This is a genomic window from Pseudomonas sp. GD04058, assembly GCF_029836855.1.
Taxonomy (GTDB): domain Bacteria; phylum Pseudomonadota; class Gammaproteobacteria; order Pseudomonadales; family Pseudomonadaceae; genus Aquipseudomonas; species Aquipseudomonas bharatica.
Genome location: NZ_JAOECN010000006.1, coordinates 148384 through 168919 on the forward strand (window position 1 = coordinate 148384; position 20536 = coordinate 168919).

The following is a 20536-nucleotide window of genomic DNA, read 5'->3' on the forward strand; positions in this document are numbered from 1 at the left end:
GAAAGCTTCTTGCAAAGAGCAGCGCCAAGCGCCCCCGTGGCGTCAAAGTTTTGCTTGAAGAGGAAGACCGGTGGATCGCTCTCAGTTAATCAACAGCGCGCGCAGCAACCTCGGCAGCCTTGGCCGGGGCAATATCGGGGTGCCGGTATTGCTGCTGATCATGCTGGCCATGATGATGTTGCCGATCCCGCCGTTCCTGCTGGACGTCTTCTTCACCTTCAACATTGCCCTGTCCATCGTGGTCCTGCTGGTCTGCGTGTACGCGCTGCGGCCGCTGGATTTTGCCGCGTTCCCGACCATCCTGCTGGTGGCAACCCTGCTGCGCCTGGCGCTGAACGTGGCCTCGACGCGGGTTGTGCTGCTCCACGGCCACGACGGCCACGGTGCCGCCGGTAAAGTGATCCAGGCTTTCGGTGACGTGGTTATCGGCGGCAACTACGTGGTCGGTATCGTGGTCTTCGCCATCCTGATGATCATCAACTTCGTGGTGGTGACCAAGGGTGCCGGGCGGATCTCCGAGGTGAGCGCACGCTTCACCCTCGACGCCATGCCCGGCAAGCAGATGGCCATCGACGCCGACCTCAACGCCGGCCTGATCAACCAGGACCAGGCCAAGGCACGCCGTGCCGAAGTGGCCCAGGAAGCCGAGTTCTACGGGTCCATGGACGGTGCCAGCAAGTTCGTGCGGGGCGACGCCATTGCCGGCCTGCTGATCCTGTTCATCAACCTGATCGGCGGCATGGCCATCGGCATGGTCCAGCACGGCATGACCTTCGGCGATGCCGGCCGGGTCTACGCCCTGCTGACCATCGGTGACGGTTTGGTGGCGCAGCTGCCGTCCCTGTTGCTGTCCACCGCCGCTGCGATCATGGTGACCCGTGCTTCCGGCTCGGAAGACATGGGCAAGCAGATCAATCGGCAGATGTTCGATTCGCCAAAGGCCCTGGCGGTCTCGGCGGCCCTGATGATCGTCATGGGCCTGGTCCCGGGCATGCCGCACATCGCCTTCATCAGCCTCGGCCTGCTGGCCGGCGGCGGTGCCTACCTGGTGTGGAAGAAGCAGAACCAGGTCAAGGTCAAGGCTGCCCAGGAACTGCAGCGCCAGCAGGAAGCCCTGCCGTCGCCCTCGCGCGCTGCCGAAACCAAGGAACTGGGCTGGGACGATGTCACCCCGATCGACATGATCGGCCTGGAAGTGGGCTACCGCCTGATTCCCCTGGTGGACCGCAACCAGGGTGGCCAGTTGCTGGCGCGTATCAAGGGCGTGCGCAAGAAGCTGTCCCAGGACCTCGGCTTCCTGATGCCCACGGTGCATATCCGCGACAACCTCGACCTGGCCCCGAGCACCTATCGCCTGACCCTGATGGGGGTGATCCTGGCCGAGGCGGAAATCTTCCCCGAGCGGGAAATGGCCATCAACCCGGGCCAGGTATTCGGTACGCTCAACGGTATTTCCGCGCGGGACCCGGCCTTCGGCCTGGAAGCGGTGTGGATCGATGTCGCCCAGCGTAGTCAGGCTCAGTCCCTGGGCTACACGGTGGTCGATGCCAGTACCGTGGTCGCCACCCACCTCAACCAGATTCTCTACAAGCATTGCCACGAGCTGATCGGCCATGAAGAGGTCCAGCAACTGCTGGCGGTGCTGGCCAAGGGCTCGCCGAAGCTGGCAGAGGAAATCGTCCCCGGGGTGCTGTCCCTGTCCGGTTTGTTGAAAGTGCTCCAGGCCCTGCTGGCGGAGCAGGTTCCCGTCAGGGATATCCGTAGCATTGCCGAGGCGATCGCCAACAATGCCAGCAAGAGTCAAGATACCGCCGCGCTGGTCGCCGCAGTCCGCGTCGGATTGTGTCGCGCTATCGTGCAAAGCATTGTCGGCACTGAGTCCGAGCTGCCTGTGATCACCTTAGAGCCAAGGTTGGAACAGATCTTGCTCAATAGTCTGCAAAGGGCCGGGCAAGGTCAGGAAGACGGTGTTCTTCTTGAACCGAGCATGGCGGAAAAGCTTCAGCGTTCGCTGATCGAGGCTGCCCAGCGTCAGGAGATGCAAGGTCAGCCGGCCATCCTGCTGGTAGCAGGACCGATCCGGCAAATGCTCTCGCGTTTCGGTCGCCTGGCCGTACCGAATTTGCATGTTTTGGCGTATCAGGAAATACCTGACAACAAGCAAGTCACCATCGTTGCCACAGTGGGCCCCAACGGCTGAGGTAGTGGGTTATGCAAGTTAAGCGTTTTTTCGCCGCCGATATGCGTCAGGCCATGAAGCTGGTTCGCGATGAGCTGGGGGCCGATGCCGCCATCATCGGCAACCGACGGATTGCTGGCGGTGTCGAGCTGACGGCGGCGCTGGACTACAAGCTGTCCGCCCTTGCGCCTCGGGTGCCCAACGCCGAGCTTGAAGACGAGCTGCGCAAGACCCAGTCGCGCATCGCCACGGCCCAGGCCGAACTGAGCGCCCGCGACGACAGCGACAGCGGCAACCGCCAGCTCTTCGCCGGCCTGCCGCTGACGGCCTCCGAGCCGCTGGTCGAGCCGCGTCATGAAGAGCCGGCGCCTGCGCCGGCCGCCCCGGCGCCATCGGCCATCGACCGGCGCATGTTCGATTCCATGCGTTCCGAGCTTTCCGGCCTGCGCGAGCTGCTGGAAGTCCAGCTCGGCTCCCTGGCCTGGAACCAGTTGCAGGGTGCCAAGCCACACCAGGCCAATCTGTGGCGCCGCCTGCAGCGCATCGGCCTGTCCGGCCCGCTGGCCCGCGACCTGCTCGACCTGACCCAGGAAATCGTCGACCCGCGCCACGGCTGGCGCATGCTCCTGGCCCATCTGGCGCGAATGATCCATGTGCCGGATGTCGAGCCGATCGAGGAGGGCGGGGTGATCGCCATGGTCGGCCCGGCCGGCATGGGCAAGACCACCACCCTGGCCAAGCTGGCCGCGCGCTATGTGCTCAAGTACGGCGCGCAGAACCTGGCCCTGGTGAGCATGGACAGTTTCCGTATCGGTGCCCAGGAGCAACTCAAGACCCTCGGGCGCATCCTCAACGTCCCGGTGACCCACGTCGATCCCGGCCAGTCCCTGGCCCAGGCGCTGGAGCCGCTGCTGCGCAAGCGCGTGGTGCTGATCGACACCGCCGGCCTGCAGGCCAGCGACCCGGCGCTGCGCATGCAGCTGGAAACCCTTGCCGGGCGTGGCATCCAGGCGAAGAATTACCTGGTCCTGGCCACCACCAGCCAGAAACAGGTGCTGACCGCCGCCTACCACAGCTACAAGCGCTGCGGCCTGGCCGGTTGCATCCTGACCAAGCTCGATGAAACTGCCAGCCTGGGCGAGGTTCTCAGCCTGGCGATCAGTCACGAACTGCCCGTGGCCTATCTTACCGATGGCCCGCGCATTCCTGACGACCTGCACCTGCCGCGGCGGCACCAGTTGGTAAGCCGCGCGGTCAGTGTGCAGATGCAGGACGACCCGAGCGAGGAGGCCATGGCCGATATGTTCGCCGACCTGTACCACAGTGACGGCAAGCGTGTCGGCTGAGGTGGATATGTATCAGTTGCAAAGTACCTACATCACACGGATCGCGTGGCAAGTCATGGCTGTAGCCAGCGCGGCCCCGTCATGTGGCCTCGGTCTAAGCAAGACAAGGTAAAGAACAAATATGGGTAGCATGCATCCCGTACAGGTGATCGCCGTGACCGGCGGCAAAGGTGGCGTTGGCAAGACCAACGTGTCGGTGAATCTGTCACTGGCACTGGCCGAGCTCGGTCGTCGCGTCATGCTGCTGGACGCCGACCTTGGCCTGGCCAATGTCGACGTACTGCTCGGGCTCACCCCCAAGCGCACCCTGGCCGACGTCATCGAAGGCCGTTGCGAGCTGCGCGACGTCCTGCTCCAGGGCCCTGGCGGTGTACGCATCGTCCCGGCGGCCTCGGGCACCCAGAGCATGGTGCACCTGGCCCCGGCCCAGCACGCAGGCCTGATCCAGGCCTTCAGCGAGATCGGCGACAACCTCGACGTGCTGGTGATCGACACCGCTGCGGGGATCGGTGACTCGGTGGTCAGTTTCGTTCGCGCGGCCCAGGAAGTGCTGCTGGTGGTGTGCGACGAGCCGACCTCGATCACCGACGCCTACGCGCTGATCAAGTTGCTCAACCGTGACTACGGCATGAGCCGTTTCCGCGTCCTCGCCAACATGGCGCAGAGCCCCCAGGAAGGGCGCAACCTGTTCGCCAAATTGACCAAGGTCACGGATCGCTTCCTCGATGTCGCCCTACAATACGTCGGTGCTGTGCCGTACGACGAATGCGTGCGCAAGGCCGTGCAGAAGCAGCGAGCGGTCTACGAAGCCTTCCCGCGTTCCAAGTGCGCGCTGGCGTTCAAGGCGATCGCCCAGAAGGTCGATAGCTGGCCGCTGCCGGCCAACCCGCGCGGCCACCTGGAATTCTTCGTCGAACGTCTGGTGCAGCCGACCAGTGCGGGACCCGTGTTATGAACGCCAGCGGCTACCGGATGTACAGCAAGGCCTCGCGTGACGCCCAGTACGAGTTGATCGAGCGCTATGCGCCGCTGGTCAAGCGCATCGCCTACCACCTGCTGGCGCGGCTGCCGGCCAGCGTGCAGGTGGAGGACCTGATCCAGGCGGGGATGATCGGCCTGCTTGAAGTCGCCAACAAGTACGACTCGAGCAAGGGCGCCAGTTTCGAGACCTACGCCGGCATCCGTATCCGTGGCGCCATGCTCGATGAAGTGCGCAAGGGCGACTGGGCACCGCGCTCGGTACACCGCAATACCCGCATGGTCAGCGACGCAATTCGGGCAATCGAAGCAAAAACCGGCCGTGACGCTAAAGATCACGAGGTTGCTGCCGAACTCCAATTGAGTCTCGATGATTACTACGGGATTTTGAACGATACCTTGGGCAGCCGCCTGTTCAGCTTCGACGACCTGCTGCAGGACGGCGAGCATGAAGGGCTGCACGAGGACGGCGCCAGTGCCCAGCTCGAGCCTTCGCGCGATCTGGAGGACGAACGCTTCCAGGCAGCCCTGGCCGATGCCATCGCCAACCTGCCGGAACGCGAACGCCTGGTCCTGGCGCTGTACTACGACGAAGAGCTGAACCTCAAGGAAATCGGTGAGGTCCTGGGGGTCAGCGAGTCGCGCGTCAGCCAGTTGCATAGCCAGTGCGCGGCCCGCCTGCGCAGCCGGTTGGGGGAATGGCGGGCGCGTTGAACCCGGGTTCGATGCAGTCGTTACAACGTGGTAGCCGGAATGATTGAACGCGCGCTCAGCGCTGGGCGCGTTAAAGACTGCTTGGAGGTCTAATTGAACAAAGAAATGAAAATCCTCATCGTCGACGACTTTTCGACGATGCGGCGGATCATCAAGAACCTGCTGCGTGACCTGGGCTTCACCAACACGCACGAGGCCGACGACGGTACTACCGCACTGCCCATGCTGCACTCCGGCAACTTCGATTTCCTGGTCACCGACTGGAACATGCCCGGCATGACCGGTATCGACCTGCTGCGCGAAGTGCGCAAGGACGAGAAGCTGAAACACCTGCCGGTACTGATGGTGACCGCCGAAGCCAAGCGCGAGCAGATCATCGAAGCCGCCCAGGCCGGGGTCAACGGCTACGTCGTGAAGCCTTTCACCGCCCAGGTGCTGAAAGAGAAAATCGAAAAGATCTTCGAACGCGTCAACGCTTGATGCGTCAACGGGGGCGCTATGGACCATAAAGAATCATCTTTGGGCGATTTCGAAATCACCCTGAAGAAACATGCCCAGGAGCTGGTCGAGAGCCTCGAACGAGGCCAGTTCGGCGACGCGGTGCAACTGATCCATCAGCTGAACCAGACCCGTGACCGCGGCCTGTACCAGGAAGTCGGCAAGCTCACGCGCGAGCTGCACAGTGCGATCGTCAGTTTCCAGATCGACACGCACATGCCGCAGGCCGAGGAAATTTCCCAGATCACCGACGCCACCGAGCGCCTGGCCTATGTGGTCAAGCTCACCGAGGCGGCGGCGAACCGCACCATGGACCTGGTCGAGCAAGGGACGCCCGTGCTCCACGACCTGGGGGACGAGGCTCGTGCATTGCACGCCGACTGGCAGCGCTTCATGCGCCGGGAAGTGGCCGCCTCGGAGTTTCGTGAGCTGGTCCAGCGTGTCGACAGGTTCCTGGCGCGCAGCGCCGAGGACAGCCAGAAAGTCAGTGGCTACCTCAACGACATTCTCCTGGCCCAGGACTATCAGGACCTGACCGGCCAGGTGATCAAGCGGGTGACCTCGCTGGTCACCGAAGTCGAGAAGAATCTGCTCAAGCTGGTGCTGATGGCCAGCCAGGTCGACCGCTTTGCCGGTATCGAGCATGACCGCCGTGAGCTGCATGCTGAAAAAGACGAAAGTAAACATCCGACTCGGGGTGAAGGACCGCAGATTCATGCCGATAAACGTGAAGATGTCGTGTCCGGTCAGGACGATGTCGATGATCTGCTGTCCAGCCTGGGTTTTTAGGGAGCACGTTTGATGAGCTTCGGCGCCGATGAAGAAATCCTCCAGGATTTCCTGGTAGAGGCCGGCGAAATTCTTGAGCAACTGTCCGAGCAACTGGTCGAGCTGGAAAGCCGCCCGGACGATGCGGACCTGCTCAATGCGATCTTTCGCGGTTTTCACACTGTAAAAGGGGGCGCCGGCTTCCTCCAGCTCAATGAGCTGGTGGAGTGCTGCCATATCGCCGAGAACGTCTTCGACATCCTGCGCAAGGGAGAGCGCCGGGTCGATGCCGAACTGATGGACGTGGTCCTGGAAGCCCTGGACACGGTCAACAGCATGTTCGGCCAGGTGCGCGAGCGTACCGACATTACCCCGGCCACCCCGGAACTGCTCGGCGCCCTGGCGCGCCTGGCCGAGCCGGCCGGTGCCGAGCCCGCCGCGCCGGTGGCTGCAGCCGAGCCGGTGGTCGTTGCAGAGCCGGTGGCGGCGTCGGGCGACATTACCGACAGCGAGTTCGAGCAGTTGCTCGACTCGCTGGGCGCCATGCCTGACGAAGTACCGGCGACCGAGGCCGGCGGCGACGAAATCACCGACGCCGAATTCGAATCCCTGCTCGACCAGTTGCACGGCAAGGGCCAGTTCGCCGCCGACAACCTGCAAGGCGCCAGCGTGCCTGCGCCGGTTGCCGAAGCCGGGGCCGAACCGAGCGACGAAATCACCGATGCCGAGTTCGAAGCGCTGCTGGACCAGTTGCATGGCAAGGGTTCCTTCGCCGTGGATTCGCTGCCCGGTGCGGCGGCTGCCGCGCCTGCCGCTATGGCTGCGGAACCGGCGCCTGCCGCCGCAGGCAGCGACGAAATCACCGAACACGAATTCGAAGCGCTGCTCGATCAACTGCACGGCAAGGGCAAATTCGCTGCCGATGCGGTGGGCGCTGCCGCCACCGCTGCACCGGCTGCCGCAGTTGCGCCAGCCGCTGCAGTCGCCAAGCCGGCCTCACGTCCTGCTCCAGCGGCCAAGCCGGCCGCTGCCGCGCCAGCCGCTGCCGCTGGCGACAAGCATCCGCCGGCCAGCGAAGCGGAAACCACCGTGCGCGTCGATACCGCCCGCCTGGACGAGATCATGAACATGGTGGGCGAACTGGTGCTGGTGCGTAACCGCCTGGTCCGCCTGGGCCTGAACAGCGGCGACGAGGCCATGTCCAAGGCCGTGTCCAACCTCGACGTGGTCACTGCCGACCTGCAGACCGCGGTCATGAAGACCCGCATGCAGCCGATCAAGAAGGTCTTCGGGCGCTTCCCGCGCCTGGTTCGCGACCTGGCCCGGCAACTGAAGAAAGAGATCAACCTGGAACTGGTGGGCGAGGAAACCGACCTCGACAAGAACCTGGTCGAGGCCCTGGCCGACCCGCTGGTCCACCTGGTGCGCAATGCCGTCGACCACGGCGTGGAAACCCCGGAAGAACGCGAAGCGGCAGGCAAGTCCCGCGGTGGCAAGGTGGTGCTGGCGGCGGAGCAGGAGGGCGATCACATCCTCCTGTCGATTTCCGACGACGGCAAGGGCATGGACCCGGCGGTGCTGCGTGCCAAGGCCGTGGAAAAAGGCCTGATGGACAAGGACGCCGCCGACCGCCTGAGCGAGTCGGACTGCTACAACCTGATCTTCGCCCCGGGCTTCTCGACCAAGACCGAGATTTCCGATGTGTCCGGCCGCGGCGTCGGCATGGACGTGGTGAAGACCAAGATTTCCCAGCTCAACGGCTCGATCAATATCTACTCGGCCAAGGGCCAGGGCTCGAAGATCGTCATCAAGGTGCCATTGACCCTGGCGATCATGCCGACCCTGATGGTGATGCTGGGCAACCAGGCCTTCGCCTTCCCGCTGGTCAACGTCAACGAGATCTTCCACCTCGACCTGTCGCGCACCAACGTGGTGGACGGGCAGGAAGTGGTGATCGTGCGCGACAAGGCGCTGCCGTTGTTCTACCTCAAGCGCTGGCTGGTCAGTTCTGCCGCCCATGAAGAGCAGCATGAAGGCCACGTGGTGATCCTTTCGGTCGGCACCCAGCGCATCGGCTTCGTCGTCGATCAGCTGGTGGGCCAGGAAGAGGTGGTCATCAAGCCGCTGGGCAAGATGCTCCAGGGCACCCCGGGCATGTCGGGCGCCACCATTACCGGTGACGGGCGCATCGCGCTGATCCTCGACGTGCCGAGCATGCTCAAGCGTTACGCCGCGCGGCGAATCTGATCCCGACGGCGCGGCCTCGCGGTTGCGCCGTCTAATGGAGTGTTTATGTCAGTCAAGGTCCTGGTGGTGGATGATTCCGGTTTCTTCCGCCGCCGTGTCTCGGAAATTCTCTCGGCGGACCCGACCATCCAGGTGGTCGGTACCGCCACCAACGGCAAGGAAGCGATCGACCAGGCCCTGGCGCTCAAGCCCGATGTCATCACCATGGACTACGAGATGCCGACCATGGACGGCATCACCGCAGTCCGCCACATCATGCAGCGCTGCCCGACGCCGGTGCTGATGTTCTCCTCGCTCACCCACGAAGGCGCCCGTGTCACCCTGGACGCCCTGGATGCCGGCGCGGTGGACTACCTGCCGAAGAACTTCGAGGACATCTCGCGCAACCCGGACAAGGTCAAGCAACTGCTGTGCGAGAAGGTCCATACCATCTCCCGCAGCAACCGGCGCTTCAGCAGCTACTCCAGCCCGTTGCCTGCGGTGAGCAGTACCTCGTCGAGCCCGGTTGCGTCACTCGGCACGGCCCGCGCGCCATCCTCGCTGCCCGGGCGCACCACCGCTGCGGCACCTGCGCCAGCTGCAAGCCACTCGCCTGCGCCCAAGCGCAAGGCCTACAAACTGCTCGCCATCGGTACCTCCACCGGTGGTCCGGTGGCCCTGCAGCGGGTCCTGACCCAGTTGCCGGCCGGCTTCCCGGCGCCCATCGTGCTGATCCAGCACATGCCGGCGGCGTTCACCAAGGCGTTTGCCGAGCGCCTCGACAAGCTGTGCAAGATCAGCGTCAAGGAAGCCGAGGACGGCGACATGCTGCGCCCCGGCCTGGCCCTGCTGGCCCCGGGCGGCAAGCAGATGATGGTCGATGCCCGCGGCATGGTGAAGATCCTGCCGGGTGACGAGCGTCTCAACTACAAGCCCTGCGTGGACATCACCTTCGGTTCGGCGGCCAAGTCCTTCGGCGACAAGGTGCTGGCAGTGGTGCTCACCGGCATGGGCGCCGATGGTCGTGAAGGCGCGCGCCTGCTCAAACAGGGCGGCAGCCAGGTCTGGGCGCAGGATGAAGCGAGCTGCGTGATCTATGGCATGCCCATGGCGATCGTCAAGGCCAACCTGGCCGACGCGGTCTACGGGCTCGATGACATTGGCCGCCACCTGGTCGAGGCTTGCGTCTGATGGATGTCCTCAGCCTGCTCGGCATCATCCTCGCGTTCGTCGCGATCATCGGCGGCAACCTGATCGAAGGTGGTCACGTCGGCGCGCTGATCAACGGCCCGGCGGCCCTGATCGTGCTCGGTGGCACCCTGGCGGCGGCATTGCTGCAATCGCCGCTGAGTTCGTTCAAGCGCGCCCTGCAGATCTTCGGCTGGATCCTGTTCCCGCCGCGGGTCGATCTGGCCGGCGGCATCGACCGGGTGGTCAACTGGAGCCTTACCGCGCGCAAGGAAGGCCTGCTGGGCCTGGAGGGCGTGGCCGATGCCGAACCCGATCCGTACGCGCGCAAGGGCCTGCAGCTGCTGGTGGACGGCTCCGAGCCGGAAGCCATCCGCAGCATCCTCGAGGTCGATTTCCTGACCCAGGAAGCCCGGGATATCCAGGCCGCCAAGGTCTTTGAAAGCATGGGCGGCTACGCGCCGACCATCGGCATCATCGGTGCGGTGATGGGCCTGATCCACGTGATGGGCAACCTGGCCGATCCGTCGCAACTGGGTAACGGCATTGCCGTGGCGTTCGTCGCCACCATCTACGGCGTGGCCAGTGCCAACCTGATCCTGCTGCCGGTGGCCAACAAGCTCAAGGCACAAGTGATGCGCCAGTCGCGCTACCGGGAAATGCTCCTGGAAGGGCTGCTGTCCATCGCCGAAGGCGAGAACCCGCGCTCGATCGAACTGAAGCTGCAAGGCTTCATGGAGTAGGCATGGCCCGTCGTCGCAAGGTCGAGGAACACGAGAATCACGAACGCTGGCTGGTGTCCTACGCGGACTTCATCACCCTGCTGTTCGCCTTTTTCGTGGTGATGTACTCGATTTCCTCGATCAACGAGGGCAAGTACAAGATCATGTCCCAGGCCCTGATCGGCGTGTTCAGCGAGTCCGAGCGCAGCACCCGGCCGATCCCCATCGGCGAGGAGCGCCCGCTCAGCACCCGCCCGGCGCAGCCGCTGGTGCAGGACAGCGAGCAGACCGACGCCGGCCTGGCCCAGTCCAGCGCCGATCCGCTCAAGACCATCACCGACCAGGTGATGGAAGCCTTCGGCGATCTGATCAAGAGCGACCAGATGACGGTGCGCGGCAACGAGCTGTGGATCGAGATCGAGCTCAATTCCTCGCTGCTGTTCGGCAGCGGCGACGCGATGCCCAGCGATATCGCGTTCAACCTGATCGACAAGGTGGCGAACATCATCAAGCCCTTCGCCAATCCGGTGCATGTCGAGGGCTTCACCGACGACCAGCCAATCCGCACGGCGCAGTACCCGACCAACTGGGAGCTGTCTTCGGCGCGGGCGGCGAGCATTGTCCGCCTGCTGGCCATGGAAGGGGTGAACCCGGCACGCCTGGCGTCGGTGGGCTACGGCGAGTTCCAGCCGATCGCCAGCAACACCACCGCCGATGGCCGGGCGAAGAACCGCCGGGTCGTCCTGGTGATTTCGCGCAACCTGGACGTGCGCCGCAGCCTGACCGGAACCGGCACTGCCAACGCGCAGCCGGATGCGGCACTGAGGCGTGCTGGCACACAAACTGCACCGCCAGCGGTATCACCGACGTCGGGTAACAACAGCGTCAAAACCCCGTCGTCGTCGACCTTTTAATCGATCCCGGCTGGCCACGGTCTGACCGGGAGGAAGCAGCGCATGAGAGTCTGGGCAGTAGCCAATCAAAAAGGTGGGGTCGGCAAGACCACCACCTCCATCGCCCTGGCGGGCCTGCTGGCCGACGCCGGCCGGCGTGTGGTCGTCGTCGATCTCGACCCCCACGGGTCGATGACCAGCTATTTCGGCCATAACCCCGACACCCTGGAACACAGCAGCTTCGACCTGTTCCAGCACAAGGGTACGGTGCCTGACGGCCTGCCGGGCCAGCTGCTGTTGCCCACCAGCAATGAAAAGATTTCCCTGCTGCCCTCCAGCACCGCGCTGGCCGTACTCGAGCGCCAGTCCCCCGGGCAGAACGGCCTGGGCCTGGTGATCGCCAAGAGTCTGGCGCAGCTCTGGCAGGACTTCGACTACGCCATCATCGACAGCCCGCCGCTGCTCGGCGTGCTCATGGTCAACGCCCTGGCTGCCAGCCAGCAGCTGGTGATCCCGGTGCAGACCGAATACCTGGCGGTCAAGGGCCTGGAGCGCATGGTCAGCACCCTGGCCATGGTCAACCGATCGCGCCGCCAGGCGCTGCCGTACCACATCGTGCCGACCCTGTTCGATCGCCGCACCCAGGCGTCCATGGGCACCCTCAAGGTGCTGCGCGACGCTTACCCGGAAAACATCTGGCAGGGCTATATCCCGGTCGATACCCGCCTGCGCGATGCCAGCCGGGCCGGCGTCACCCCGTCGCAATACGATGCCAAGAGCCGTGGCGTGGTGGCCTACCGGGCCTTGCTCAAGCACCTGCTGACCCAGCAGAAAGCCGTGGCGCAGGTGGCTTGATGAATCGTCCGCAACCCCTGACGACCAAGCCGCAACTGGCCCTGCAGTCCTATCTCGACGGACTGTTGCAGGAGGCCACCGAAGACATTGTCGTGGAGACGGTGGCTGCACCGGCCCCGGTGGTCATGGCTCCGGTCGTGCCCGCGCCGGTCGAGGCGCCTGCCAGCAGTGAAGTCCTGGATGAGTTCCAGGCTGCGGTACTGGAAGAGCAGGCCCGTGATGCCCGCCGCGAAGCCGTCGCGGTTCCTGCCGTTGCTGTCGTTCCTGTTCCTGTGGCGCCCGTGATCCTGGCCGAGCCGCTGGTGCAGAAGGTCGAGGCCAGGGTCGAGACGGCGCAGCCGGTCGAACCGCTGGTAGAAGTACACCTGCCAGCACCGCCACCGCCGCCGAAAACCATCGATGGCCGTCCGCAGTGGGCCGCCGAGCCATTCGAATGCCTGCTGTTCGACGTCGCCGGGCTGACCCTGGCGGTGCCGCTGGTCTGCCTGGGTTCGATCTACCCCCTGGCCGGCCAGGAACTGACGCCGCTGTTCGGCCAGCCGGAATGGTTCCTCGGGATCCTGCCGAGCCAGGCCGGCAACCTGAAGGTGCTGGATACGGCGCGCTGGGTCATGCCCGAGCGCTACCGCGACGATCTGCGCGACGGCCTGCAATACGTGATTTCGGTCCAGGGCTACGAATGGGGGCTGGCGGTGCACCAGGTCAGCCGCTCGTTGCGCCTGGACCCGAGCGAGATCAAGTGGCGCTCCCAGCGTGGCCTGCGGCCATGGCTGGCGGGCACCGTCATCGAACACATGTGTGCATTGCTGGATGTCGCCGAGCTGGCCGAGCTGATCGCCAGCGGCGCGGTCCGCAACATGCAGTTGGGAAACAAATGATCGGTCGCGCATCGGCGCGGTCGCACTGAGCACTCCGCCAACGGCGGTTCTTGAGGGTTAGGGGAATGAAAAAGACGTCTGGACAAGGTTCCGAAGATCCGATCCTGCAGTGGGTTACCTTCCGCCTGGACAACGAGTCCTACGGCATCAACGTGATGCAGGTCCAGGAAGTGCTGCGCTACACCGAGATCGCTCCGGTCCCGGGCGCGCCGAGCTATGTGCTGGGCATCATCAACCTGCGTGGCAATGTGGTCACGGTGATCGACACCCGCCAGCGTTTCGGCCTGGTGCCGAGCGATATCACCGACAACACCCGCATCGTCATCATCGAGGCGGACAAGCAGGTGGTGGGCATCCTGGTCGATAGCGTGGCCGAAGTGGTCTACCTGCGCCAGTCCGAGGTCGAGACCGCGCCGAACGTCGGCAACGAGGAGTCGGCCAAGTTCATCCAGGGCGTGTGCAACAAGAACGGCGAACTGCTGATCCTGGTCGAACTGGACAAGATGATGACCGAGGAAGAATGGTCCGAGCTGGAGAACATCTGAGTTGATCCTGGAGGTAGCGGTCGTATTCCTGGCGGTGCTCTGGGCCGCCAGTGCCTGGCTGTTCGTCAACTACAGCAAGCGCCAGCGCGAGATCGTCGCGCAACAGGCCCAGGGTGATGCGCTGCGCGACCAGCGCATCAAGGACCTGAACAAGCGCCTGGACGATTACCAGAACCTATCGGTGTCGATGGGCGATGCCCTGCACGAGCTGCGCGCGACGGTATCGCCGCTGCCGGAGAAACTGCTGCAACTCGAGCAGCGCGACCCCAACAGCCTGTCGTTCGCCCAGGCGGCGCGGCTGGTGGGGATGGGCGCCAGCGTCGATGAACTGACCCAGACCTGCGGCCTGACCCAGGCAGAGGCGGAGTTGATGAGGAAGTTGCACAAGAACTGAGTCTTGTAGCCCTCTTCTAGGGCCTCATCGCTGGCAAGCTCCCACAGGGATTGCGTGCACCGTTGAACCTGTGGGAGCTGCGGTTCGGCGCTCCGACTTGCCAGCGATGAGGCCCGAAAGCATCACGCAAAGCCTCAGGTGCTCACCCAACTATTGGCACTGCCGATCCGCGCAATGCGGCTCAGCGGCAGGTACTCGCGCACTGCTGCTTCATACGCCGCTAGATCGATGAACGGCGTGGCATTGAAGTTGGGCATTACCATGAAGTTGTTGATCTCCCGCAGCGTGCGCAAGGCCGGCAGGTGGCGTGTGGCTACGTCGGTCAGCATGCCGGGCCCGCACAGGCGGTTCAGGGTCGCGCTGTAGGCCTGGAAGGCCTTCGGGTCTAGGGCGCGGTCCGGCCGGCTGTTGAAGAAATCCGGATTGGCCAGGTAGCGCTGACGCAGTTCCTTGCTGATCTCCAGCAATACCGGATTGCCCGGGTGACTGCCGATCATGCTGCCGTTGAATTCCACGTTCATCCCCAACAGCTCGTTGGAAACCGGTGGGTGCAGGAGCAGCCCGTCGGCGCTGGTCTTCAGCGGCAGCTCGCGCAGCGCTGGGTTGTGCGCAGTCGCCTTGAGCAAGGTGTCATCCACGTCCATGTACAGGCCGCCCTCGTGATAGAGCAAGTGGTAGCGCAGCACATCCGAGGCCGCCGAGTAGTTTCGCGCGCGGCCACCATTGCCATCGACTGCCGCCTGGTACTGATCGTAGACCTCGGTGCGGGTGAAGGACTCATAGACGGCCTGGTCTTCCAGCGGCAGCACGGTCAGCGTCGGCGCGCGTTGCTTGAGCAGGCGCAGGTTCTGCTCGAATGCCTCCGGCCAGGTGCGCGACAGGTAGAAGCGGTAGGTGTAGCCGGCCTCGTCCAGGCGCTCGGCATTGTTGGCGATATTGGCCAGCAGTTCTTCGCTGAGGGTCTTGTGGCCGAGCCAGACGCTCATGGCATGCTTCGGGATTTCGCGCAGGCTGGCCTGGGGTAATGGCGTGGGAATCTCCACCGGTAGCGGCAGGTCGACGCCCAATGCGCGCAGGCTGGACGTACGCGTCGAATGGTCGATCAGCCGTCCCTCCGGTGCGCGAACCAGCGCGCGGCTGCCCTGGCGGGCGACATAGGCCTGCGGCTCGATTTCATTGAGGTCGCTGGCGCGGAAGAACGCATCGCTCTCCAGGTCGTAGACCACATCGGTGAGGTAGCCGTCGACGCTGGCCCGTAGCAGATCCGGGTTGCCATCGTAGCGCGGAGTGCGGATCACCGCGGCGGCAGTGGCGACATGGCCGTCATCGAGCGGGGCGATGTCTTTCGGGACATGGAAATAGTCCAGCACCGGGTCGTCCGGCAGCCGTGGCGGCTCCAGCGGGCTCAGGCGATAGCCCAGGCGCCCGTTGAAGCGCCCGGGCACCACGAACTCCGGTGCATGCAGGCGGAACAGGGCCGTAGCCCGGCTCGCGCCATCGACCAGCAGTGGCTGGGCATTGAGCAAGCCGTAGGTAGCGACTCCGACGCTGTCGGCCTGCTCGTCGAGGGTCTTGCCTTTCACCACACGATCCAGGGCCAGGCCGAACTGCGCCAGGCTGGTGGAGGCAACGAGCAGGCCCAGTTCCGGTACGACGAGCACCAGCGGTGCCAGTATGTTGGTGGCGCAGACCAGGTAGTCGCGCCATTGCGTCTTGCGCACATCGTCCTGCGTGGTGATGAGCGTGTCCGCGTCGGCGAGGGTGCGCAGGCGTTGGCGTTCGGTCAGGGCCTCGAACAGGTCGTCGCCGAGCGGCGGGCTGTAGCGGTCGGGGCGGTAGTTGATGTACTCGGCAGGGTCCCAGCGCCCGCCGGTGGTGAAGCCCGGACGGTTGGGCGGCAGGCGGTGGATCGCGGGATAGGCCGCAAGGCCTTCCAGGGCGGTGCGCAGACCGCTGAAGTCGAGGCCGTCGGGCAGGTCGGCAAGGGCGAAATGCCGGGCCAGGCTGTCGCGGATCGGCGCCGAGCGACATTGCTGCGCAAGCCAGTCCTTCATCCGGCCCTCGTCGGCGAAGCCGTGCAAGGGTGAGGCATTGCCTGGAACGTAGAGCACGACCCAGGGCGACTGGCCGTCTCGCATGCAGATCAGGTCTGTCGCGGTATAGCCGTAGATGTTCAACGGTCGTGCCTGGAAACCGGGTTGGCGGGGTAGCAGGCCGGCCGCCTGCCAGGCCAGGCGTCGGGCCGGCTCGTCCAGCGAGCCCTCGATCACCTGCTGGTTGCAGGCGCTAATGAACGCCATCCTGGCGAGGCTGCGATGGCCGGCCCGAGAGGACACCCAATAGCGTTCGAGCTGCGTGCGGTAGGTGTGGTGGAAATCCAGGTTCCAGATAAAGCCCTGCAAGGCTTCGATGGAAACCTCGACACGGGTTTGCAGGCCGTATTGCTGTGGTTCGCTGCGGCGGAACAGGCCGTTGTACACCAGGTAGGCTGCAGGGCGCAGGGCCTCGATCAGGGTGATCTGCCCGGGCAACTGCCCGGCCCAGGGCTGGTGGATCAAGCTGCCAAGCCAGTCGTTGGCTGACTCGCCCTGCCAGTTGCCGAGCATGGCTTCGATCAGGCTCAGCTTCTGCACCACCACGCCTTGCCAGCCATGGCTGGACGACCATTGGCAGTGCAGGGTGACCAGGTCGAGCCGTTCGGGGTCGATATCAAGGCCGCGCTCGGCTGCCCATTGCTTGAGGGCATCAGCGGCAGCCCGGTCGGGGCGCGGGAAGTGGGTGAAGTGCTCGCGGGCGAACAGCTGGCCCTGGCGGTTGATCTGCGGGTGGCGCATGGGGATCTACCTTTGTGTTGGCGGTTGAGGAGCCCAAGGTAGATTTTTGCAAGTTGCTAATAGTGTTAGTTATTTGTCGCTCTTTCGTGCCTCGTCATTCCGGCCTGGGCAAGCTTTTCGGTTCTGGCGTGATATCTCGCTCCCCAAGCGGCTCATCCTGAAACCCCACCGGCATCTTGCCTTTCAGTTGCCAGGCAAAGGCGATGATCTCGGCAATCGTCAGGTACAGCGCCTCGGGAATGCTGTCCCCCAATTCCATGCGGGCCAGCAGCCGCACCAGCTCGGCATTCTCGTAGATCGGCACTTCATGCTCGCGGGCGAGGGCGAGGATGGCTTCGGCCAGTTCGTCGTCGCCCTTGGCGGTGAGGGTCGGGGCCTGGGCGCCGTCGTAGCTGAGGGCGATGGCCTGGCGCGGTGGTCGTTTGCTCATGCGTTTTCATCCACCCAGCGTTGTTCAACATGGGTTCTCGGCCCTTGCGGTGGTACGCCCTGGTGGCAATGCAACTCGCCGACGTTCACCCCGCGGGCGACCAGGCGGGCGCGCAAGTCGTCGAGCTCGCGACCGATCAGCTCGGCAGTTTCCGGGCGCTGCGCCCAAAGCTGGCTGGACAGGCTGCCGCGGACGATCTGCGCCTGCACCTGCAACGGCCCCAGCGGATGCAGGTCGAAGGCCAGGTCCACGCGCCAGAGCATTTCCAGCGGGTCGCGCCGCTCGCGTTCCGGGTCGGCCTGCTGTTCCGGGGTTTCCTCGCGCTGCACCTTGACCTGCACCGGCATGAACTCCGGCCCGGTGCGCAGGGGGATTTCCAGTTGCCAGGTGGTTTGCAGGTTGCCGTCGGGGGTGTTGCCGGTCTGCTCGAGACTGGCCAGTTGATGGCTCTGCAACCGGGATATCGCTGCCGCCGCCAGGCGCAGCAAGTGTTGCAGGTCACCTTCCTGCTCCAGGTTCTGCAACAGGCGGGTGGGCAGGGGGAAGCCCGTTGGATGCGGCCTGGGCGCAACCTGGCCCAGGGCCCCGAGATAGCTGCGGACCATCCCCGGCAGGGCCTGGGCCAGGCTGGCCTGCAGCGTCGGGGAAAGCGGGGTGCCACCGGGCACATTGGGCAGCAACTGGGCGATCAGGCGCACCACCTGGGCCTTGATGTCCGGCGCCAGCTCGCTGGTTGCACCATTGAGCAGGCGCGCTTCGAGGAAGGTGCCACTGTTGCCCAGGGCCTGGGCAACCTGGCGCGCGTCGCCGAACTGGCGGATATCCGGCAGGCTCGCCAGCAGCTTGTCGATGCTGGCGCGTATTTCCGCTGGCTGGCCGTCGTCGCTGGCGATGCGCTGCATCGCTCCGAGCAGGTTTTGCAGGGAGGCCTGGCGGTTCTGCTGGGCGCTGAGATTCTGGGCGATGGCCATCTGGTCCTGACGGCCGCTGAGTGGAACGAAGCGGATCTGCTGGTCGGCCAGTACCCTGGCACTGAGCAGGCTGCCCAGCGGCAGCGGGCGTGGCGATTCGATGCTCAGGGTCGCGCCGGCCTGCAGGGTATTGAGCAAGGTCACCAGCGACCGGTACACCGGCGGCAGGTTGCCGGCCTGCGCCTGCAACTGGGTCGTCAGTACCTTGCCCTGCAGCAGGGTGCCCACCGGCAATTGCCGGGTATCGAGGCTGGTCAGGGTGGTGACGTTGTTGGCGGCCGCCTGCTGTACGGCGAGATTCAACTGGGCGGCAGTGGGCTGGGTGACCGTGACCTGGGTGCCCAGGGGCAGGGGTTGGCTGGCGCTGGTCTGCACCAGGGTCTGCTGGCCGCCGGCGCGCAGCAGGCGCAGGAGCATCTGGAACTCCTCGCCGACCTGGCGCAGGGAGACCACTTCGCCCTTGGCCGTCTCGCCTTTTTCCAGCAGGTCCGGCTGCGCATCCAGCAACTTGACCATCTCGCCGCTCAGGGCGGCGGCACGGACCTGCGGATTGCCCGCTGCCTGCGGGCCAAGGCTGTTGATTTCGCCCGTCATTGCTCTCGCGACCTGTTCAAATAGCCCTCTTTACAGTAGGACATGACATGTATAATGCCGCCCGATTTCTCCCGCGAGCGCAGGATCCGGGCGCTCGCGACCAGACCGGTCGGCCAGGTTTTCGTTGTCTCTATAACGGCCAGGGTCGAACCGACTTGAGACAGTCCCCGAACCAATAAGGCGAATCCGTGACTCCTCATCTCCAAGCCGTGGGCCTGGCCTGCGAGCGCGACTGGCGAATGCTCTTCGAACACCTGGAACTGCAGGTGACAGCCGGCGACATGCTGCAGATCAGCGGTCCCAACGGCAGCGGCAAGACCAGCCTGCTGCGCCTGCTGGCCGGGCTGATGCAGCCGACCCAGGGCCAGATCCTGCTCAACGGCCAGCCGCTGGCGGAGCAGGGCGCCGAACTGGCCCGCAGCCTGGTGTGGATCGGCCACGCCGCCGGGATCAAGGACCTGCTCACCCCCGAGGAAAACCTCACCTGGCTCTGCGCCCTGCACCGTCCGGCCTCCCGCGAGGCGATCTGGCGCGCGCTGGAAGCCGTCGGCCTGCGCGGTTTCGAGGACGTGCCCTGCCATACCCTGTCGGCCGGCCAGCAGCGCCGCGTGGCCCTGGCCCGGCTGTACCTGAACAGCCCGCCGCTGTGGATCCTCGACGAACCCTTCACCGCCCTCGACAAGCAGGGGGTTGCCCAGCTCGAAGCGCACCTGGCCCGGCATTGCGAGCAGGGCGGCATGGTCGTGCTGACCACCCACCACACGCTGGAGCGCACGCCCTCCGGTTATCGCGATATCAACCTGGGGCAGTGGGCCGCATGAGTGTATTTGTCCTGTTGTTGCGCCGTGAGGCGCGTCTGCTCTGCCGACGTCCGGCAGAACTGGCCAATCCGCTGGTGTTCTTCGCGATCGTCATCGCATTGTTCCCACTTGCGGTCGGTCCTGAGACACAATTGTTGCAAATATTGTCTCCAGGGTTAGTCTGGGTGGCCGCGCTTTTGTCGGTCCTGCTCTCGCTGGACGGGCTGTTTCGCAGCGATTTCGAGGATGGATCCCTGGAACAGTGGGTCCTTTCGCCGCACCCGCTGCCGCTTCTGGTGCTGGCCAAGGTGCTGGCACACTGGATTTTTTCCGGGCTGGCGCTGGTATTGTTGTCGCCGCTGCTGGCGGTGATGCTCGGATTGCCAGTGGAATGCCTGCCGGTCCTGCTGGCATCGCTCTTGCTCGGTACCCCGGTGCTGAGCCTGCTGGGTGCCGTCGGAGCGGCGCTCACCGTTGGTTTGAAACGTGGTGGTCTGCTTCTGGCGCTGCTGATTCTGCCGTTATATATCCCGGTATTGATCCTGGGCAGTGGCGCCTTACAAGCAGCAGTGCAAGCTATGCCCGCAACCGGATACCTGCTCTGGCTCGGCAGTCTGGCCGCCCTGGCAGTCACCCTTGCACCTTTCGCGATAGCCGCCGGCCTGAAGATCAGCGTCGGCGAATAACGAGGTCTGGGCCACGCCCAGCAAAGACCCTGGATGT

At 64.7% G+C, this 20536-nt stretch carries 19 protein-coding genes; 16 read left to right on the forward strand and 3 right to left on the reverse strand.

The features are described 5' to 3' along the window. Window positions 1–70 precede the first annotated feature (70 nt). The 14 genes from flhA (at window position 71) to N7650_RS07845 (ending at window position 14184) form a co-directional block, all read left to right on the forward strand. Complete coding sequence (gene flhA / locus N7650_RS07780) at window positions 71–2200, forward strand: flagellar biosynthesis protein FlhA (RefSeq protein WP_009400024.1); 2130 nt, start codon at window positions 71–73, stop codon at window positions 2198–2200. A gap of 11 nt (window positions 2201–2211) precedes the next feature. Continuing rightward, window positions 2212–3525, forward strand: coding sequence for a flagellar biosynthesis protein FlhF (gene flhF, locus N7650_RS07785; RefSeq protein WP_009399967.1), 1314 nt, complete (start codon window positions 2212–2214; stop codon window positions 3523–3525). Window positions 3526–3646: 121 nt separating this feature from the next. Next, window positions 3647–4480 carry a flagellar synthesis regulator FleN gene (gene fleN / locus N7650_RS07790; RefSeq protein WP_009399964.1) on the forward strand — a complete coding sequence of 278 codons (834 nt, stop codon included), beginning with the start codon at window positions 3647–3649 and terminating at the stop codon, window positions 4478–4480. Next, complete coding sequence (gene fliA / locus N7650_RS07795) at window positions 4477–5217, forward strand: RNA polymerase sigma factor FliA (RefSeq protein ID WP_279897719.1); 741 nt, start codon at window positions 4477–4479, stop codon at window positions 5215–5217. The genes fleN and fliA overlap by 4 nt, the downstream gene beginning before the upstream one ends. Window positions 5218–5322: 105 nt before the next feature. After that, window positions 5323–5697 (forward strand): chemotaxis response regulator CheY, encoded by a 375-nt coding sequence (locus N7650_RS07800; RefSeq protein ID WP_085982845.1) that lies wholly within the window; start codon window positions 5323–5325, stop codon window positions 5695–5697. An 18-nt stretch (window positions 5698–5715) separates the two neighbouring features. Beyond that, window positions 5716–6504 carry a protein phosphatase CheZ gene (locus N7650_RS07805; protein ID WP_009399959.1) on the forward strand — a complete coding sequence of 263 codons (789 nt, stop codon included), beginning with the start codon at window positions 5716–5718 and terminating at the stop codon, window positions 6502–6504. 12 nt (window positions 6505–6516) lie between these two features. Continuing rightward, the gene (locus N7650_RS07810; RefSeq protein ID WP_279897720.1) at window positions 6517–8730 is read left to right on the forward strand and encodes a chemotaxis protein CheA; all 2214 of its coding nucleotides are present in this window, start codon (window positions 6517–6519) and stop codon (window positions 8728–8730) included. Between the two features lie 45 nt (window positions 8731–8775). Further along, window positions 8776–9900 carry a chemotaxis response regulator protein-glutamate methylesterase gene (locus N7650_RS07815; RefSeq protein WP_279897722.1) on the forward strand — a complete coding sequence of 375 codons (1125 nt, stop codon included), beginning with the start codon at window positions 8776–8778 and terminating at the stop codon, window positions 9898–9900. Next, the gene (locus tag N7650_RS07820; protein ID WP_009399953.1) at window positions 9900–10640 is read left to right on the forward strand and encodes a flagellar motor protein; all 741 of its coding nucleotides are present in this window, start codon (window positions 9900–9902) and stop codon (window positions 10638–10640) included. Before N7650_RS07815 ends, N7650_RS07820 begins: the two co-directional genes overlap by 1 nt. 2 nt (window positions 10641–10642) lie before the next feature. After that, the gene (motD, locus tag N7650_RS07825; RefSeq protein WP_279897723.1) at window positions 10643–11533 is read left to right on the forward strand and encodes a flagellar motor protein MotD; all 891 of its coding nucleotides are present in this window, start codon (window positions 10643–10645) and stop codon (window positions 11531–11533) included. A 42-nt stretch (window positions 11534–11575) separates the two neighbouring features. Beyond that, window positions 11576–12367 carry a ParA family protein gene (locus N7650_RS07830; protein ID WP_009399949.1) on the forward strand — a complete coding sequence of 264 codons (792 nt, stop codon included), beginning with the start codon at window positions 11576–11578 and terminating at the stop codon, window positions 12365–12367. Next, the gene (locus N7650_RS07835) at window positions 12367–13245 is read left to right on the forward strand and encodes a CheW domain-containing protein (RefSeq protein ID WP_279897725.1); all 879 of its coding nucleotides are present in this window, start codon (window positions 12367–12369) and stop codon (window positions 13243–13245) included. Before N7650_RS07830 ends, N7650_RS07835 begins: the two co-directional genes overlap by 1 nt. Before the next feature lie 65 nt (window positions 13246–13310). Continuing rightward, window positions 13311–13790, forward strand: a complete 480-nt coding sequence (locus tag N7650_RS07840; RefSeq protein ID WP_009399945.1) for a chemotaxis protein CheW — start codon at window positions 13311–13313, stop codon at window positions 13788–13790. Window position 13791: 1 nt separating this feature from the next. Next, on the forward strand, window positions 13792–14184 hold the full coding sequence (locus tag N7650_RS07845) for a DUF2802 domain-containing protein (RefSeq protein WP_064302540.1): 393 nt from the start codon (window positions 13792–13794) through the stop codon (window positions 14182–14184). A 134-nt stretch (window positions 14185–14318) separates the two neighbouring features. Here the strand turns inward: N7650_RS07845 and N7650_RS07850 are convergent, their stop codons facing one another. The 3 genes from N7650_RS07850 to N7650_RS07860 form a co-directional block, all read right to left on the reverse strand. Next, window positions 14319–17018, reverse strand: coding sequence for a DUF6543 domain-containing protein (locus N7650_RS07850; RefSeq protein ID WP_279897726.1), 2700 nt, complete (start codon window positions 17016–17018; stop codon window positions 14319–14321). A gap of 94 nt (window positions 17019–17112) precedes the next feature. Further along, a complete protein-coding gene (locus N7650_RS07855) occupies window positions 17113–17448 on the reverse strand; it encodes an EscU/YscU/HrcU family type III secretion system export apparatus switch protein (RefSeq protein WP_279897727.1) in 336 nt (111 codons plus the stop codon). Beyond that, on the reverse strand, window positions 17445–19013 hold the full coding sequence (locus tag N7650_RS07860; RefSeq protein WP_279897728.1) for a flagellar hook-length control protein FliK: 1569 nt from the start codon (window positions 19011–19013) through the stop codon (window positions 17445–17447). Before N7650_RS07860 ends, N7650_RS07855 begins: the two co-directional genes overlap by 4 nt. Before the next feature lie 188 nt (window positions 19014–19201). Here N7650_RS07860 and ccmA point away from each other — a divergent pair, with 188 nt between their 5' ends. Both ccmA and ccmB read left to right on the forward strand, forming a co-directional pair. Further along, window positions 19202–19834, forward strand: coding sequence for a cytochrome c biogenesis heme-transporting ATPase CcmA (ccmA, locus tag N7650_RS07865; protein ID WP_279897729.1), 633 nt, complete (start codon window positions 19202–19204; stop codon window positions 19832–19834). Next, window positions 19831–20499 (forward strand): heme exporter protein CcmB, encoded by a 669-nt coding sequence (gene ccmB, locus N7650_RS07870; RefSeq protein WP_009399927.1) that lies wholly within the window; start codon window positions 19831–19833, stop codon window positions 20497–20499. Before ccmA ends, ccmB begins: the two co-directional genes overlap by 4 nt. Window positions 20500–20536 lie beyond the last annotated feature (37 nt).

Bases quoted from the DNA above. Each gene is read 5' to 3' on its own strand.
- flhF (WP_009399967.1), top strand. From the start codon at position 2,212: ATGCAAGTTAAGCGTTTTTTCGCCGCCGATATGCGTCAGGCCATGAAG.
- fleN (WP_009399964.1), top strand. From the start codon at position 3,647: ATGGGTAGCATGCATCCCGTACAGGTGATCGCCGTGACCGGCGGCAAA.
- fliA (WP_279897719.1), top strand. From the start codon at position 4,477: ATGAACGCCAGCGGCTACCGGATGTACAGCAAGGCCTCGCGTGACGCC.
- N7650_RS07800 (WP_085982845.1), top strand. From the start codon at position 5,323: ATGAAAATCCTCATCGTCGACGACTTTTCGACGATGCGGCGGATCATC.
- N7650_RS07805 (WP_009399959.1), top strand. From the start codon at position 5,716: ATGGACCATAAAGAATCATCTTTGGGCGATTTCGAAATCACCCTGAAG.
- N7650_RS07810 (WP_279897720.1), top strand. From the start codon at position 6,517: ATGAGCTTCGGCGCCGATGAAGAAATCCTCCAGGATTTCCTGGTAGAG.
- N7650_RS07815 (WP_279897722.1), top strand. From the start codon at position 8,776: ATGTCAGTCAAGGTCCTGGTGGTGGATGATTCCGGTTTCTTCCGCCGC.
- N7650_RS07820 (WP_009399953.1), top strand. From the start codon at position 9,900: ATGGATGTCCTCAGCCTGCTCGGCATCATCCTCGCGTTCGTCGCGATC.
- motD (WP_279897723.1), top strand. From the start codon at position 10,643: ATGGCCCGTCGTCGCAAGGTCGAGGAACACGAGAATCACGAACGCTGG.
- N7650_RS07830 (WP_009399949.1), top strand. From the start codon at position 11,576: ATGAGAGTCTGGGCAGTAGCCAATCAAAAAGGTGGGGTCGGCAAGACC.
- N7650_RS07835 (WP_279897725.1), top strand. From the start codon at position 12,367: ATGAATCGTCCGCAACCCCTGACGACCAAGCCGCAACTGGCCCTGCAG.
- N7650_RS07840 (WP_009399945.1), top strand. From the start codon at position 13,311: ATGAAAAAGACGTCTGGACAAGGTTCCGAAGATCCGATCCTGCAGTGG.
- N7650_RS07850 (WP_279897726.1), bottom strand. From the start codon at position 17,018: ATGCGCCACCCGCAGATCAACCGCCAGGGCCAGCTGTTCGCCCGCGAG.
- N7650_RS07855 (WP_279897727.1), bottom strand. From the start codon at position 17,448: ATGAGCAAACGACCACCGCGCCAGGCCATCGCCCTCAGCTACGACGGC.
- N7650_RS07860 (WP_279897728.1), bottom strand. From the start codon at position 19,013: ATGACGGGCGAAATCAACAGCCTTGGCCCGCAGGCAGCGGGCAATCCG.
- ccmB (WP_009399927.1), top strand. From the start codon at position 19,831: ATGAGTGTATTTGTCCTGTTGTTGCGCCGTGAGGCGCGTCTGCTCTGC.